13 protein-coding genes are annotated in these 17,037 nt (G+C 48.6%); 5 read left to right on the plus strand and 8 right to left on the minus strand.

The genetic code is table 11. The annotated features are described in order from the left end of the window. Positions 1-24 precede the first annotated feature (24 nt). Genes AAKU64_RS13175 through AAKU64_RS13185 form a run of 3 tightly spaced genes read left to right on the plus strand, consistent with a single transcriptional unit; the run spans position 25 to position 4,461 of the window. Positions 25-729, plus strand: coding sequence for an ABC transporter ATP-binding protein (locus AAKU64_RS13175; RefSeq protein ID WP_354332516.1), 705 nt, complete (start codon positions 25-27; stop codon positions 727-729). Continuing rightward, positions 719-3,310, plus strand: a complete 2,592-nt coding sequence (locus AAKU64_RS13180; protein WP_354332515.1) for an ABC transporter permease — start codon at positions 719-721, stop codon at positions 3,308-3,310. The genes AAKU64_RS13175 and AAKU64_RS13180 overlap by 11 nt, the downstream gene beginning before the upstream one ends. Then, positions 3,310-4,461, plus strand: a complete 1,152-nt coding sequence (locus AAKU64_RS13185) for a lipocalin-like domain-containing protein (RefSeq protein WP_503012606.1) — start codon at positions 3,310-3,312, stop codon at positions 4,459-4,461. The genes AAKU64_RS13180 and AAKU64_RS13185 overlap by 1 nt, the downstream gene beginning before the upstream one ends. A 220-nt stretch (positions 4,462-4,681) precedes the next feature. Here AAKU64_RS13185 and AAKU64_RS13190 read toward each other — a convergent pair whose 3' ends face one another. From AAKU64_RS13190 to AAKU64_RS13205, 4 genes are all read right to left on the minus strand, one after another. Beyond that, positions 4,682-6,166 (minus strand): efflux transporter outer membrane subunit, encoded by a 1,485-nt coding sequence (locus AAKU64_RS13190; protein WP_354362231.1) that lies wholly within the window; start codon positions 6,164-6,166, stop codon positions 4,682-4,684. Beyond that, positions 6,163-7,470 carry an efflux RND transporter periplasmic adaptor subunit gene (locus AAKU64_RS13195; protein ID WP_354362232.1) on the minus strand — a complete coding sequence of 436 codons (1,308 nt, stop codon included), beginning with the start codon at positions 7,468-7,470 and terminating at the stop codon, positions 6,163-6,165. The genes AAKU64_RS13190 and AAKU64_RS13195 overlap by 4 nt, the downstream gene beginning before the upstream one ends. A gap of 1 nt (position 7,471) precedes the next feature. Then, positions 7,472-10,705: an efflux RND transporter permease subunit gene (locus AAKU64_RS13200; protein ID WP_354362233.1), complete on the minus strand. Its 3,234-nt coding sequence runs from the start codon at positions 10,703-10,705 to the stop codon at positions 7,472-7,474. Between the two features lie 587 nt (positions 10,706-11,292). Then, a complete protein-coding gene (locus tag AAKU64_RS13205) occupies positions 11,293-12,186 on the minus strand; it encodes a LysR family transcriptional regulator (RefSeq protein ID WP_354332508.1) in 894 nt (297 codons plus the stop codon). 99 nt (positions 12,187-12,285) lie between these two features. Between AAKU64_RS13205 and AAKU64_RS13210 the strand changes: the two genes are divergently transcribed. Then, positions 12,286-13,242 (plus strand): NAD(P)H-binding protein, encoded by a 957-nt coding sequence (locus AAKU64_RS13210; RefSeq protein WP_354332506.1) that lies wholly within the window; start codon positions 12,286-12,288, stop codon positions 13,240-13,242. Between the two features lie 30 nt (positions 13,243-13,272). Beyond that, the gene (locus AAKU64_RS13215; protein WP_354332504.1) at positions 13,273-13,599 is read left to right on the plus strand and encodes a hypothetical protein; all 327 of its coding nucleotides are present in this window, start codon (positions 13,273-13,275) and stop codon (positions 13,597-13,599) included. 43 nt (positions 13,600-13,642) lie between these two features. Here the strand turns inward: AAKU64_RS13215 and AAKU64_RS13220 are convergent, their stop codons facing one another. The 4 genes from AAKU64_RS13220 to cyoD form a co-directional block, all read right to left on the minus strand. Next, a complete protein-coding gene (locus tag AAKU64_RS13220) occupies positions 13,643-14,179 on the minus strand; it encodes a response regulator transcription factor (RefSeq protein WP_354332502.1) in 537 nt (178 codons plus the stop codon). Between the two features lie 30 nt (positions 14,180-14,209). Beyond that, complete coding sequence (locus tag AAKU64_RS13225) at positions 14,210-15,574, minus strand: ATP-binding protein (protein ID WP_354332580.1); 1,365 nt, start codon at positions 15,572-15,574, stop codon at positions 14,210-14,212. An 88-nt stretch (positions 15,575-15,662) separates the two neighbouring features. After that, entirely contained in the window at positions 15,663-16,541 is an 879-nt protein-coding gene (locus AAKU64_RS13230; RefSeq protein ID WP_354332500.1) for an SURF1 family protein, read from the minus strand. After that, the gene (gene cyoD / locus AAKU64_RS13235) at positions 16,538-17,026 is read right to left on the minus strand and encodes a cytochrome o ubiquinol oxidase subunit IV (RefSeq protein ID WP_354362235.1); all 489 of its coding nucleotides are present in this window, start codon (positions 17,024-17,026) and stop codon (positions 16,538-16,540) included. The genes AAKU64_RS13230 and cyoD overlap by 4 nt, the downstream gene beginning before the upstream one ends. Positions 17,027-17,037: the final 11 nt, after the last annotated feature.

Below are 17,037 nucleotides of genomic sequence, written 5' to 3' on the forward strand. Positions count from 1 at the left end.
ATCACATGAAAGAATGGTTGATAAATGAGTGAAGTCCCCGCACTAGAGTGCCGCGCCCTGAAGAAAAGTTATGCCGATGGGCGTGTGGTGTTATCTGGTTTGGATTTCACACTACAGGCGGGGGAGTACATTGCAATCATGGGCGAATCCGGCGTCGGCAAATCAACTTTGCTGAATATGATTGCAGGACTGGATACGCCGGATTCTGGCAGTGTTCTGATTGATGGCGCGATCATGTCGCAACTGACGGATGACGAAGCGACCCGCCTGCGTCGCCAAAAACTGGGATTTATTTTTCAGGCTTTTCATGTCTTACCCCACTTAACTTTGATGCAAAACATTAGCTTGCCACTCTTGTTGAATGGCGAGTCACCTGCGCGTGCGACACAGATGCTCAAAGCGGTTGGTCTGGATGGACGGGGGAGTGATTTCCCTCGTCAATTGTCCGGAGGAGAGCTACAGCGTGTCGCCATTGCCCGCGCACTGGTGCATCGACCTACATTGGTCATGGCTGATGAACCGACCGGCAATCTGGACCCGACCACGGCGCAAGGTATCTTAAAATTATTGCGTGATGAAATTAAAGCCAATGGCGCGTCCGCCATCATGGTGACCCATTCCATGGCAGCGGCATCGACGGCAGATCGGATTTTAATACTGACTAATGAGGGACTGCATCCGCTTGCCCCGATAGCAGATCACTCTGTTGCGCGCCTCCATGCTGAGTAATTTACATAGCCAGTTAATGAAATGGCTGGTGTTTGGCGAATGGCGAGCACATCCAGTGCGAGCGATCGCTGCCATCGCTGCGATTGCCCTTGGCGTTGCCTTGGGTTTTGCCATTGACCTGATTAACGGTGCTGCATTAAATGAATTTTCTGCGGCAGCCAAAAGCTTGACAGGGCAATCTGATTTGCAAGTACGTGGCACCCAAAGCTTGTTTGATGAGTCGGTTTATCCTTTGCTTGCCGAGCACCAAGGGGTAACTCTGGCGAATCCTGTTTTGGAAATTGATGCAACGGTGCCGGGACAGCGCAGTGCCCTGAAAATACTTGGGATTGATGTTTTTCAGGCGATGGAATTGGCCCCGGATTTAATCGGAGTACCGCAGAGTGACCGTCCGTTTGATACCTTGTCTGATGATGCCATCTTTTTATCACCCGCCGCGCAAGAATGGCTGATGGTGAAGCTAGGAGACAAATTGCGCTTGCAAAACGGTACAGAGATCGTACAACTGCGCGTTGCTGGTGGCATTGTCAGGGCCCGTCCCGGGCAAAGGATTGCCGTCATGGATATCGCTACGGCGCAATGGCGCTTTGGTCGACTTGGTAAGCTGTCGCGGATTGATTTAAAGCTGGACAGCGGCATCTCCCGTGATGCTTTTCGTCGCAGCTTATCTAAAGAATTTGCGAATGAATCGACGAACGAATTTACGAATAAACTTAATAAGCACTTATTGATCACAGAGAGTGCAGATCAGGAGGCGCGCAGTGCCAATATGTCACGTGCATATCGCGTTAATTTGAACGTGCTTGCTTTGGTCGCCTTATTCACCGGCGCATTTTTGATTTTTTCAACACAGGCTTTGTCGGTACTGCGCCGGCGTTCTCAGTTTGCATTGTTGCGTGTGATTGGAATGACGCGGTCTTTGTTGCTGCGCCAAATTTTGTTAGAGGGCGGAGTGCTTGGGGCGCTCGGGTCTTTGGTGGGACTGGCTTCCGGATATGGCATGGCCGCACTGGCGCTACGTTTTTTTGGTGGCGATTTGGGTGGCGGTTATTTTCCCGGCATCCGCCCCAGTGTGCAGTTTGATTTGACGTCTGCTGCCGTTTTCTTTTTACTCGGTACGGGGATTGCGTTGCTAGGAAGTTTGGCGCCCGCCTTAGAAGCGGCTCGCGCGCAGCCGGGACCTGCATTAAAGTCCGGCAGTGAGGATGTTGCGATGACGCGCTTCGCATCGCCTTGGCCGGCGATGATATGTCTGGCTTTGGGTGGTGTGCTGACGCAATTGCCGCCTGTATTCGAATTGCCGGTATTTGGTTATCTGGCGGTCGCTTTATTGCTTATCGGCGGTATTGGATTAATGCCTCGCTGTTCCGCAGTGGTATTCACGTTTCTCCTGAATTTTCTACAAAGCCGTGCTGCTTTGCTGAGAAAAAATCAGGTCATGTTGCTCGTTCTTGCTCGCCTAGCCAACACGCCAAATCAAGCCTCGATTGCACTGGGAGGTGTGTTGTCGAGTTTCAGTCTGATGGTGGCGATGGCGATTATGGTGTCGAGCTTTAGGGTGTCGGTCGATGATTGGCTGGCGCAAATATTGTCTGCCAATTTATATGTGCGCACAGCGTCTAACGGTGAAACTGCAGCAATGAACCCAGCACAACAAAACATGATCAGCACATTGGCAGGTATAAAGCGCGCAGAGTTTTTGCGCACAACTCCCTTGACGCTAGATATAACACGGCCACCCGTCATCATGATCGCCCGCACGATTGATGCCACAGATCCCGGGCGCACCCTGCCGCTGACTGAGGATGTGATGGATGCGACTAAGATCGCAGCAGAGACCATGCCGGTCTGGGTGTCGGAAGCGATGCTGGATTTGTACGGATATCGTGTCGGGCAACGTATCAATTTGCCTGTCGGTACAGGCGTGCATCCATTTACAGTAGCAGGCGTGTGGCGTGACTATGCGAGGCAATCTGGCTCGATACAAATTCGCTTATCAGATTATCAGCGGTTGACGGCAGACCTTACTGTGACAGATGCCGCGCTATTTTTTAATCCTGATATCAGTACGGTGTCCGTTATTAAACAGGTGAGGGCGCTACCATTTGGGAATACGGTCGAGTTCGCTGATCCTGGAGAAATACGCGCAATCAGTCTTAAAATTTTTGATCGTAGTTTTGCTGTGACATATTTATTAGAGATCGTTGCGATGATGATCGGTTTGTTCGGTGTGGCGGCAACATTCTCGGCGCAAACACTGGCGCGCAGCAAAGAGTTTGGCATGCTGCGTCATGTTGGGGTGACGCGCTCACAGATATTACAAATACTGGGTGCAGAGGGAAGTCTGCTGACAGGATTGGGGATTATGGTGGGCTTCGTACTCGGTTGGATTATTAGTCTGGTGCTGATTTTTATTGTTAATCCTCAGTCATTTCATTGGAGTATGCAAATGCATATTCCGTGGTTGATGCTGGCATCGGTCGCCGTTTTATTATTGTTATCGTCTGCCGCGACGGCGATGTTGTCAGGTGCGCGCGCTGTGGCCGGTGATTCGGTGCGGGCGGTGAGGGAGGATTGGTAATGTGGAATCAAAAGAAAAGGAATCATAGCGCTGCTTCGTATTTTTCCATTATTTTTTGCTTGTTATTGGCGATGGTTGGGACTGCCACTCAGGCAGCTTCACCTGATTTCAGTGCAGTGCAAGCTGGTAAATCGCTACAATTCCCCACCGACTTTGGTGCCCATCCCACGTTTCGTACTGAATGGTGGTACGTCACTGGCTGGCTAGACACACCGGATCATCAGGCGATCGGTTTTCAGATTACCTTCTTCCGTTCAGCAACCGATCACGACCGGAACAACCCCAGCGCGTTTGCACCATCGCAGCTAGTGATTGCGCATGCCGCGCTCTCTGATCCTAAGCTTGGACATCTGTTACATGATCAAAAAAGCGCTCGCTCCGGTTTTGGTCTTGCGTATGCCAAAGTAGGGAATACGGATGTGAAATTGAGTGATTGGCATTTGCTGCGAAACGCTGATGGTAGTTATCAGGCGCAAGTGCGTACGCGTGACTTCTCACTACAGTTACAGCTCACACCAACACAGCCACTCTTGCTACAAGGCGAGGCTGGTTACTCCCGTAAGGGACCAAAACCAGAGCAAGCAAGCTATTACTATAGTGAACCTCAACTGCAAGTGTCAGGTAAGCTGATGCGGCCAAATAGCTCTTCTGCTGTGTCTGAAAGTGCCGCCAAGTTGGGATCCCCTAACATGAAGGTGCAGGGCAAAGCCTGGCTAGATCACGAATGGTCTACCAGCGTGCTGGATGCGCAAGCCACAGGCTGGGATTGGCTCGGCGCCAATCTGGATAATGGTGACGTGCTGATGGCGTTTCAAATCCGTAATCAACGCGGTGAGACTGTCTGGTCGCATGCAACGCTGCGCGATAAATCCGGCCAAGCTACACAATTTTTGCCAGAGCAAATTCGCTTCCAACCTGTGCGTACATGGCGCTCACCTCGCACTAATGCAACTTATCCGGTTGCCACCACGATCTCTACTGCAAATACGCAGTGGCAAATCACGCCTCTACAAGACGATCAGGAATTAGATTCGCGTCGCTCAACTGGGGCCTTGTATTGGGAAGGCGCTGTTACGATCCAGAGAGACGGCAAGCGCGTCGGTCAAGGGTATCTGGAGATGACGGGTTATGTTAAACCGATGAAGTTATAGTGAGACATAGTTAATGGTAAATTAAATATACTCTCTATTAGTATAAATTACTGTCCATATAATCATTGGGTAGGAGGACATATTTATTAAAAATAAGGGGGAGTATATTGATTTCAATGCATTTATTTCATTATTTTTACTGAAAATACCGTCACTGCGAGTTAATTTAGATCAGCTCCGCTTACGTTCAACATCCGCTCAACATCTGCTCTAAGCAAACTCAAGGTCTGTTCGATTCGGCATCCCGAGCACCATCCCATCCACCACCTAAAGCCTTAATCAGATACACCGATGTCAGCATTTGCTGACCGTTGATTTGTACTGCCTGACGTTGATTGTTGAGCAGAGTTTGCTGCGCTGTTATGACGTTTAAATAGGTATCCAGGCCGCCTGTGTAGCGATCATTGGCGAGATCTAGTACGCGTTGCGAGCTGCGCACGCTGGCGTTTGCTTGTTTGCCGGCGTCGTTTAGGATGCTTAATCCGGTCATGCCATCTTCAACCTCTTGCATGGCAACCAGTACGCTTTGGCGATAACTGGCGACCGAGGCGGTGTAGAACGCTTCGCTGACTTTAACCGTCGCGTTAGTTTTGCCTGCATCAAACAGAGTTTGTGTCAGTGCTGTGCCTAATGACCATAACAAGCTAGGTGCGTTAAATAAATTACTGATCTGGTTAGCATCCCAACCGCCGTTGGTTTGTAGCAGCAGGGTAGGGAAATAGGCAGACCGGGCGACGCCGATATTGGCATTGGCAGCAGCAACGGCACGCTCGCTTGCGGCGATGTCAGGGCGTCGTTGCAATACGTCAGAAGGCAAGCCTACCGGCATTGCGGGCGGCAGCATTGTAATCATCGCCGGCGCTAACTTAAAATTAGGTGCTGGCGTGCCAGTCATTGTGGCTAAGGCATGTTCATATTGTGCGCGACGGTTCTGCAATAAACTGAGCTGCGTTTTACTCGCGTCAAGCAAGGCCTGCTGTTGTGCCAGATCGAGGCCGGAGGCAACGCCTAATTCATGCCGTGCATCGATGAAATTCAGTGCTTTTTCCTGTAGCTTCACACCTTGGCTGAGCACATCAATCTCGGAATCTAGTGCGCGCAGATTAAAGTAATCTGCAGCGAGTTCTGAGGTCAGCACTAAGCGTATATTTTCAAAATCGGCTGCCGCTTGCTCAGAACTTGCCCGTGCGCTGGCCACGGTGTTGCGGACACGACCAAATAAGTCTGCCTCATAATTCACCGCGAATCCGAGCTGAAAATTATTTTGTACTGTCGATTGGTTTGCCGTGTTGTAGGACGCGAGCGGGCGGTCGGCCGAGGTTTTTTGGCGCGCAGCACCAGCTTGTAATCCGACTTGCGGAAATAAGCCCGCAGCGCTGACGCTGACCTGGGCACGTACCTGTTCCAGACGCGCAACCGCTACTTGTAATGTTTGATTTTGGGTGATCGCTTGTTGTTCTAGCTGATTAAGTTGTGGGTCCTGAAATATCACCCACCACTGTCCCTTTGGTATGTGATCGGCTGGAGTGCCTTGTACAAATGGTGCGGTGGATTGCCATGCAGCCGGCATCACGACTTCTGGTTTTTTATAGTTCGGTGCGCTGGAGCAGCCAGCTAACAATGCTAATGAAGCGACGAGGCTAGCCGGTGCCAGTGTTGTAGCCAATGACGTTGCCAATGTCCGAGAAAGACGAGTGGACTTCATGAGCCGGCCTTCTTCGTTGGGACATCACTATTGCTCTGTTTTTCAGCCGTTTTTTCCGCCACCTTTGCAGGCATCACAGTAACTGCGTCATTCTCAGCCAGCGAGTCTGCTGGATTGAGTATGAGTTTGTCAGACAAGCTGATGCCATCTAAAATTTCCAGCGCATTACCCAGATCATGTCCTATGCTGACAGTCCGCAGCTTGACATGACTTTGCGCATCTACGACGGCAATTTGGGTGCCTTCAGGACGAAACAAAATCACGTTAGACGGAACAATCATGGCATTGGAAGTGCCGCTGACGGGCAACACAACCTGTACGTATGAGCCTGCTAATAATTTGCCGTCTTTATTGTTTAAGTTAATTTCCATCTGCATGGTGCGGGTTGCTGCATCGATCGCACCGGCTGTGCGTGCGACCGTACCCTGGAAGGTCTGACCCGACATCTCACTCTGAGTCACTTTGACCGTGTCGCCAGCCTTGATCCGTTGCGCATATGCTTGTGGCACATAGACATACACACGCAAGGTATCGACCTGCGCCAGCGTGAACAGGGCGCGTCCTGCACCGCCGTTGCCGGCATCAATCAAATCGCCGATTTCTACATTACGCCGTGTTACCACACCAGAAAACGGCGCGGTAATTTTTTTAAATTCCTCCAATTTTTGCAAGCGACGGACGTTGGCCTCGGCAGATGCAAAATTCGCTTGTGCCTGTGTAAAGGCGCTGGAACGTTCGTTCAATTCCTGTTGGGTTACGGCGTCTTTTTTACGTAATGCTTCCCAGCGTTCAGCGGACGATTTGGCAAGTTCTAAACTGGATGCGGCTTGCTGGCGGGCGGCGATGGCTTGTGCTAATTGCTGATCAATTTCTGGTGTGTCAATCTCTGCCAGCACTTCTCCTTTATTGACTTTACTGCCGATGTCTTTATTCCAGCGCAATACATAGCCGGTGCTACGCGCATAAATAGGCGATTCGATTATGCCTTGTAGCGTGCCAGGCAAGGTTAAGGCGTCGGTATTTCCAGACGCTTTGGCGTTCACCGTAGTGACATAGATTTTGGCGTGCTCTGCGGTTGATTCTGCCAGTGCGTTAGTTTGAATAACGCGTAAGCCCATGGTGATGATGGCACCCACTACCAGCAGCGCTAACGTCGAGGCGCCGATCAATTTAGCTCGTTTCAAAATAGGGCCTCGGTGGTGATGTGGATGCGCGTGTGCATGAGGGTTGGAATGTTGCTCAGCATTTGCCTCATGGCTTTGCGCGCTATGTATACCAAGGACGGCGTGGCGTTGATCGGACATATCAGGACTTTCCTTCTTCTACAACAGGCGATGATGGAGGTACGGGGGAAGTATTATTTGTGGCAGCAGTAGCTTGCTTGCGATGCTCAAGGTAGCGATGGATACTGGCAAAGACGATCGGAACAAAAAATAAAGTAGATACCGTAGCGAACAGCAAACCGCCGATTACTGCGCGACCAAGCGGGGCATTTTGTTCTGCCCCTTCACCCAGACCGATTGCCATCGGGATCATACCGATAATCATTGCCAGCGCAGTCATCAACACAGGTCTGATGCGAGTAGCTCCGGCTTCCAATGCGGCTGACAGCGGCGGCAATCCGTCGTTGAGGCGCTGACGAGCAAACGAGACCATCAAAATACTATTAGCGGTGGCGACGCCCATGGTCATAATCGCGCCAGTCAAGGCGGGAACGTTCAGTGTAGTTCCCGTTAAAAATAACATCCAGACGATGCCAGCCAAGGCAGCAGGCAATGCCGTAATGATGATAAAGGCGTCCACCCAAGATTGGAAATTGACCACGATCAGCAAATACACCAAAACAATCGCCATCAGCAAACCAATACCCAGACCGATGAAAGAGGACTTCATTGTTTGTACCTGTCCACGGATATCAATCCGGGTACCACGTGGCAATGTTGGTCGTAAGTCGTTCACCAGTTTTTCTACTTGATTAGATACACCGCCCAGATCACGGCCTTCTACGCTGACATATAAGTCAATCACAGGTGTGATGTTGTAATGCGAGACTACCGCCATTTGTTGCGCTGGTTTTACGCTCACCAGATTGCTCAGAATTTGCGAGGGGACGATGCCATCGCCCGCTGTATTCGCAACCGAACTGGAGCGCACAGGCGTGCGCAATAAGGCATTTAAATCACTGACCTGATGCTGTGGCGTTTGCACAGCGATGCTATACACAATGCCATTCACCGGATTAAGCCAGAAAGCAGGCGCAGTCTGAAAGCTGCCCGACAAAGACACCAGCAAGTTCTGTGCGACATCAACCGGATTTAAACCTAGCTGTTTGATCTGGCTACGATCCACATTTAAGGCTAAGGTAGGCTGATCCATCCTTTGCTGGATATGTACATCCACTGCACCAGGTATCTGTTTAATTTGTTTCATCAGATCACTGGCGTAGCGGTAATTGGACGGAAGATTATTGCCAGCGATCTGGATATCCATGGCTGCCGGTAAGCCGAAGTTCAGAATCTGCGTCACGATATCGGCCGGTTGGAAGAAAAATTCTACCCCTGGGAAACGCTTTGGCAGTTCACGACGCAGCCGCTCAACATAGGTCGCGGTAGGACGGTGATCTTCGTCCAGTGAGATCAGAATCTCGCCATCCAGCGTGCCTATCGTGCCTGCATTGCTGTAGGACAGGTTAATGCCGCTATACGGTAAGCCAAGATTGTCGAGCACGGTACCGATTTCTTCTTTTGGGATCATCTCGCGGATGACTTTTTCCACTTCATCGGCAATACGGGCCGTCTCTTCAATACGGGTACCTGTCGGCGCACGCATATGGAGACGTATCTGACCAGAATCGACGCTAGGAAAGAAATCTCTTCCCAAGCCAAATACCAAACCTAAAGACAAAATACAAAAGCCGAGGAACATGCCGCCAAACATTTTTCTATGCGTGAGTAGCGTAGATAAAATAATGATGTAGCCACCACGGAATTTTTCAAATGCGGCGTCAAATTTGCGATAGACCCGTTGCAGTAAGCTTGGCTTTGCTGATGGATCTCTATGCGAATGATCCATCATCAGCATGACCATGGTCGGTACCAGAGTACGTGATAAGACATAGGATGCCAGCATCGCAAAAACCACAGCTTCTGCCAAAGGCACAAATAAATAGCGTGCAACACCAGTTAGGAAAAACATTGGCAAAAACACGATACAAATACACAGCGTAGAAACCAGCGCAGGGATGGCGATTTCACCGGCACCGTCCAGTATCGCTTTATGCAAATCAGAGCCTTGATGTAAGTGTCGCTCGATGTTTTCTATCGTCACTGTTGCGTCATCCACCAGTATGCCGACTGCCAGCGCTAACCCGCCCAGAGTCATAATATTGATGGTTTCTCCCAGCGCATACAGCGCCAGTATCGATGCCAGAATGGACAGAGGAATTGAGACGGCAATGATGCAAGTGCTGCGCCAGTTACCCAAAAATAGCAAAATCATGGCAGCGGTCAATACCGCAGCGATCAGCGCCTCGTGGATGACGCCGGTAATCGCGGCTTTAACAAAGACAGATTGGTCAAACAGTTGGGTGATCTTTAATTCTTTAGGCAGGGTTTGTAAGGCGGTAGGCAAGATATTGCGCAGATTATTGACGATGTCGAGTGTTGACGAGCCACCGTTCTTGAGCACCGATAGCAGCACACCACGCTCGCCATTCTGCCGGACAATATTGGTTTGGGGCGAGAAGCCATCGCGTACGCGTGCGACTTCTGACAGATAAGTCATGGTGCCGTTTTTATTCAATACCGGAATATTGTTCAACCCGGCAATCGTATCCGGTGATCCGTTCATGTTGACGTTGAATTCAGTCGCGCCGATTTTAGCGGTACCGGAAGGCAACGCCAGATTTTGCGCATTCACGGCATTCACTACATCTGTTGGTGTCAGTCCCTTTGCTAGCAGCGCTTGCGTGTCTAAATCTACTGAAACAAGCCGGGATTTGCCGCCAAAAGGGAAGGGCACCGCGGCGCCCGGAATAGTGATTAATTGTGGACGTAAAAAATTGACGGCAGTATCAAACAGCGATTGCTCATTCATCGTCGCACTCGATAACCCAAGCTGAATGACAGGGATGCTGGATGCCGAATATTTAATCACCAGCGGCGGTGTAATACCTGCCGGTAGCTGGCGTAATTGCGCCTGTTCGATAGAGACTACTTGTGCAATCGCCGTCTGGATATTGGCATTGGGCTGGAAAAAAATCTTGATGATGGAAATGCCAGCCAGCGATTGGGACTCGATATGTTCAATATCGTTGACCGTAGTTGTCAGACTGCGCTCATTGACAGCGGCGATGCGCTGCCCCATTTCTTGCGCAGACAGGCCGTTGTAGTTCCAGATAATACTGACGACGGGGATATTAATTTCCGGAAAAATATCGGTCGCCATCTTGGTCAGCACCAGTGGCGTCGATAATAAAATCAATAGCGCCATCACGATAAACGTGTAAGGCCTTCGCAATGCAATTTGAACGATCCACATCTTAAATCGACTTCCCTAGGACATACTCGGTTTGATCAGGCTTAACAATAATGGCAATCATCATCACCGCAGTGATGGCTAAAAATTTGCAGCGGAGTTTACAGCGATGGTGGTGCAAAAAACAGCGTTTAAATTACTCAGGTGTGGTTACTGCGTCGAGCGATGAAAAGTGTAAATGAATTCGCTTACTAGCGTCTAAATCTGACCCGTAAAGTTGTTACCTAAAATGCGTAATTTCTGCAGCAAATGCGTGCAAGTACAGACAAAGCTAAGGCGCTTGATTAAGCATTATTTTTGTGAATTTTATAAGACTTAAGTCGCACGGAATAAATATACTCCCCATTAATTTAATGAAAATAGCCTTATTGTCCAAATAATATATGGACAATCTATATATACATACTGGGAGTATATTTATTTAATAGATTGTGCAGTTTAGTAAGCTTTAAGCCAAAAATCGTCGTGAGCATAGATAATTTTTACTGCTACGGTGTGCCTTGCGTTTTTGTAACGAAATGTTTTGCAACGCACAAATTAGCTATTTGTATCGTTTCTGACTCCGCCTGTGGCAATAACCAAAGTAGGTATTAGTTTGGAATAATCTCAAGTAACTTCGTGACCAAAAAATCAAAGCATGTTTTGTAGCGTGCATTGAGTTTCAAATCCTCATGCATCACAATCCAGGTCGGAAATTCTATGCAGAAATCGGCAGGCAAAATGTGAACCAGATTTTCATCACGTTTTGCCAGTAAGTCCTGGCAAATTCCTATGCCAAATCCAGCGCGTATTGCCGCTAATTGAGCGACGCCGCTATCGACCCGCAAGCTGAAATGCTCTCGCCGGAGAAAAGGATATGCCTCTTGGAATGCCCGCATGTAGGGCATCACGCTATCAAAACCGATCAAACTGTGATTAGATAAATCGCTAATTTCGATGGGTATGTTGTGTTTGTTCAGATAATTTTGATGGGCGTACAAGCCTAATTTGACAACACCAATACGCCTGCTTACCAATACTTCCTGGGTCGGCTTTGCCATTCGTATAGCGATGTCTGCATCCCGATTTAGTAAGTCCTGATTCAGGTCAGATAGTACGAGTTCTATTTCTAAACCAGGATGAAGCTGCCGTAATTCTGCAAGTATGGGCGGCAAGACTTCAATACCGATGACAATCGATGACGTGATGCGCACCGCACCCCGAACTTCTTTCGCCTCTGCAGAAATGGCTCGCTCTAGGGCTGCGGTCGTTGTTTTCAGATTCTCTGCATAAGGACGTAGTGCAAGTGCGCTGACTGTCGGCGTCAATCCGTTTTGAGAGCGGGTAAATAAAGTGACACCGAGCGCTTTCTCCAGCGCTTCAATCTGTCTTCCTATCGTCGGCTGGGTCAAGCCCAATGCCCGTGCCGCACTAGAGAGTGACCCCTCTTCTAACACCGCAAGAGCTGCTTTGTAATGATCCCAATTGATGTGATTTTTATCCATACAAAAATGTATATCAGGTACACGTATTTCGTCAATTGTATTTAACTCGCTTAAAGGCCAAAATTCAAACGTCACTTACATTTAACAAAAGGAAATCAAATGACTTCAGTAAAAAAAGCTCTGGTACTCGGTGCAACCGGCGGAATCGGCGGCGAAGTTGCCAGACTCCTCGTCAAGCGAGGATGGGAAGTTACAGGACTGGTCAGAAATATTCACAGTGTCTCTCTGGGACAGGACGGAATTTTCTGGGTAGCGGGAGATGCAATGAATTCGCTTGACGTCCTCAATGCCGCAACTGGAGCGAGCTTAATTGTGCATGCGGTGAATCCACCTGGCTACCGCGATTGGGATAAATTGGTGTTACCGATGATTGACAACACCATTGCCGCGGCTAAGCAAACCGGGGCGCGCATTTTATTGCCTGGGACGGTATATAACTACGCGCCAGACATCAACTTTGATGTAGATGAAAACTCTGCCCAATTACCTGTTACCAAAAAAGGAAAAATTCGGGTCGAGTTAGAAAATCGTCTGCGTATGGCCTCACTTCAGGGAGTGAAATCATTAATCGTCAGGGCCGGAGATTTTTTCGGACCTCGAACACTGAGCAGCTGGTTCTCACAAGCATTGGTCGTTCCTGGGCGAAAAATTGAGTCTATTCAGTATCCAAGCAAAATGGGAACAGGGCATCAATGGGCTTATTTGCCCGATGTCGCGGAAACCATGGTCGGACTTATTGAGAGCAGCGAAAAGTTAAAAATCTTTGATGTATTTCATATGAATGGTCACTGGGACCAAGACGGTACCGAAATTGTTGATTCCATCCGCAGAGTCGTTGGAAACCCGGCGATTAAGATCAAAAGTTTTCCTTGGTATCTGATGCCTTTAATCGCATTTTTTAGTCCTACGGTGAAAGAAATGCTGGAGCTTCGCTATTTGTGGACGTCGCCATTAAAAATGAGCAACGCGAAATTAATTGAGGTGCTTGGTCAAGAGCCAAATACGCCTTTGGACATCGCAATCAACGCAAGCTTAAAAGGATTGCGTTGCATTTAATGAGTGACTTGACACTTTAAGGAGTAAAAAATGAGCATTATATATTTAAACCAAAATGGGGGAATGCATCGCCATCGCATATTTGGGCAACGAGAAAAATGCGATCAGTCACAATTTTGTGACTCCTTCAAACAGATGTATGGAAAATTAGTTAGGGTATTTCATGAACAAAATAAGTCGATGGAGCGTTTTCTATTGATCCCGACGGTCTGGCTACAAAAAATGGGTATTGTTGAAGTATTGTTTTCAGCCGGAGGACTCGGTTCTATTTGTGTAAATATGGCTCTGATACTGATGTCGAAGTATTTCTTCAGACTAAAATCGAGAATGAGTCTGCTGATGTTTGTCGGGGCTTAAGAGAAAAAATAATCGTCATGCTCTGAGTTTGCATCAGGTCCGGTTATTTAATCCTTTGTTTCTCCAGCTTGCGTGCCAGCGTGCGTCTATGCATGCCTAGTCTTCGAGCTGTTTCTGAAATATTAAAGTCGGTTTCTGCCAGAACTTCGTGAATCCTTTCCCACTCCAGATTTTTGATGGAGGTGGAGCGGTTTGTAATTTCTACCTCCGCTGTGCCGGCGATATGCCCGAAGGCAGCTTCAATATCATCTGTGTTGGAGGGTTTAGAGAGGTACTGGCATGCCCCAAGTTTGACTGCTTCTACCGCAGTCGCAATACTAGCAAAGCCGGTCAATACCACAATCAACATCTGTGGATTATGGTGACGAAGAAGCTGCACGCATGCAAGGCCGGATGAGTGGCCGTTTAACTTCAGATCAACGACGGCATAGGCGGGAGAATGATCTGATAGTAATTTCTCAGCATCCTCCATACTGGTCGCGTGCAAAACAGTGTAACCACGTCGCTCAAACGAGCGGCTTAGTGTGCGGGCAAAAGCAGTATCGTCTTCGATAATGAGTAACAGACGACTCTCTGACATAGTGAATAAATTCCTGAGGTTAAATCTCGGTTAAAGCATGATCGCGGCAAGTGGCAATGTTAATTGTACGACGGCTCCGCCCTCGTCGCGATTAGATGCCGTGACATGACCACCTAGTTTGCGTGCCACATTGATGACAAAAAATAGCCCTAGTCCGCTACCCGGACGACCTTTGGTCGATTGATAAGGTTCACCGATGCGTGACAAGATGGTGGGGTCGAAACCATGCCCGCTATCTGCGACCGTAAATATTAGTGCATCGTTTTCACGCCTGACTTCCATGCGCAGCCAGTCTGGGGAGGCTTCTAAGGCATTGTCGAGTACATTACAGACCATTTGCTTGAGAGCGGTGTCAAAGACGATAGGAATATCCTCTTCAATCTGATTGTCAAAACCAAACGAGACTATTGGTCTGGTCGAGATAAATTCTCTGGTGAGATCGTTTAAAAAAGTATTGATCGTGGTTTTGACTGCGGACTCACCACGTGCTTCTCCGGCCGATAGCAAGATGCCGCTGACGATACTTTTACAGCGTTGTAGTTGTGTTTCCATCTCGCTGATTTCTTCCAGCAGTTCTGCGTTATTACTGAATTCTGGCATCCGTCGCCAGTCTCCCAATATGACGGAGAGTGTCGCCAGTGGCGTACCTAATTCATGCGCGGCACCAGAGGCGAGCAGACCCATGCGTACAATATGATCTTCCTCGACTGCCCGTTGGCGCAGATCGGCGAGCTGGGCATCACGTGCGCGCAGATTGTGACCAATCCTGGTAATGAAAAAAACCAGCAGGGCGGCATTCAGCATAAAACAAATAATCAAGCCACCGACATACAAGTGCGATAGCCCGCCGTTTTCAGCGGGCGGCAAAGTTAATGGCTCAGAAAACAGTGATAATCCGGCCAGACAGGCACTGGTGAAGATAACGATGATCCAGGTTGACCAGGCTTCTAGCAACACGGCACTTAAAATGACTTGTAACAGATAAAGGAAGGCAAAGGGATTAGAGGTGCCGCCACCAAAATAGAGCTGCGCCGTCAGACTAAACACATCGATGAGTAATGCAAAAACCAGTTCGCCATTCGTCACATACACGCGCTCATGCCAGCGCAAATGACTGGCAATATTGAAAGCGATTAAGCATACAAGCACAACCAGCATTTTGACTAAGGGCAAATGGATGCCAAAGCCAAGCATCACTATCAAAATGGTTGATAGTTGCCCAAATACGGCAATCCAGCGCAGCTGGATAAGCTGCAGCATATTCTTGTGTCCAGCGGAGTTTTTGTACTCGATGGCGATGGCGGATTGTTCTGCCAGTGTTTTAGTCGCTGACTTCGTTACCGACTTAGCTGCGGTCTCTTGTTCAGTTTTTTGAGGGACGATCTTTTTTACCATGCTCACTATGTCCGCTTATTCTGATTATTCTGGAATGTTTGCAGATCTTAAATCATATTTAAAATTAAGTGCTGAAGCTCCTGGCGGACTAGGGTCTATGCTGACGAGGCTGATATTTTCTATCTCTGATGACATAAAACCAGGCAGCTCCCGTCATGATTGCGAGTAAGAACCAGACCACAGCATAAACTAAATGGTTGTTATGGAAGTTGATCACGGTCAAGCCTGCGACTGGGTAATTTCTTGAGTCCTCATCACGCTGGGTATTCAGTTTATCTTGTGATGACGTATTGGGGGCATTAGTACCAGCGTCGGCATCGATAAAAAAAGGAGCTACCTGTGTCAGAGCATTTGCAGCTGCAATTGCCTGCACATCACGTGAATACCAGCGATTACCAGCAGGGTCATTTTTTCTTAAAAAACCTCCGCCCGGTTCGGTCATACGCATTAACCCGCTGACATTGATCGTGCTAGGGCTAGTCAAATCGGAGTGATCTTTTTGGGGTAATGTCCGATACGATTCAGCCATCTTTTCCGGGATAAAGCCGCGATTAATCAGGACGATACTTTGATCTATTGTCTTGAATGGCGTCAGTACCCAGAAGCCGCCTCCCAATTCTGTGGACGCTTGTACCAGAGTGTTTTTTTCAGCCAAAAAATTACCGGTAACTTGGATATGGCGATATTCATCTGCACTTGCATTGATGCGCGGCCATTGAGCAGAAGTAGGAGCGGGTGTTGCAGCAGCATGAACGCGTTGTTCAACACGTTCAATTAAATCAAGCTTCCATTGAAGACGTTTGACTTGCCAGGTTCCCAGAGAAATAAAACCTGCAAAGATAATACCCATGCAGGCGGTGAAGGCAAATCTGAATAACATGGATCGGCGGCTGGTGCGATTGGGTAAATCTATTTTTAGTGTCAGATCAGCGTCCTCGCCTGCCATTTCTTGTTCTGGCTTACTCATCGCATAGACGGCATAGTCTTCATGTTGTCCGGCGCAGGTAACGGTGATGATGCTGGTGTTGATTGTGTCGCCGGCATTGGCATCACGCTGATCGATTCCGGTTTGGTTTCTGTTTCATGCATCATGCCAGGCATCATATTGTGATTTAAGTGATACATCACCCAGAGCGAACCACTCATCATAATGAAGACTAGCATGCCGGTGAACAGCAACGCCAGCATTGACCAGCCACCTTCAGACTTGGTATTCATGTGCAGGAAATACACCATATGCACCACGATCTGTACAGCCGCAAATCCCAACAAGATAAATCCAGTCGTACTTGATTTATCAAAGACTTTGCCCATGACCAACCAGAATGGGATTGCGGTCAAAATCACTGCCAGGATAAATCCTGTGGCATAGCTTTTCAGACTGCCATGATCCGCATGCATATGACCATGCTCGTGGTGAGCATCATGATGGTCGCTGTGACCGTGCGCCATGTGTTCTTGGT

This window comes from Undibacterium sp. GrIS 1.8, from assembly GCF_040544445.1.
Classification (GTDB): Bacteria; Pseudomonadota; Gammaproteobacteria; order Burkholderiales; family Burkholderiaceae_D; genus Undibacterium.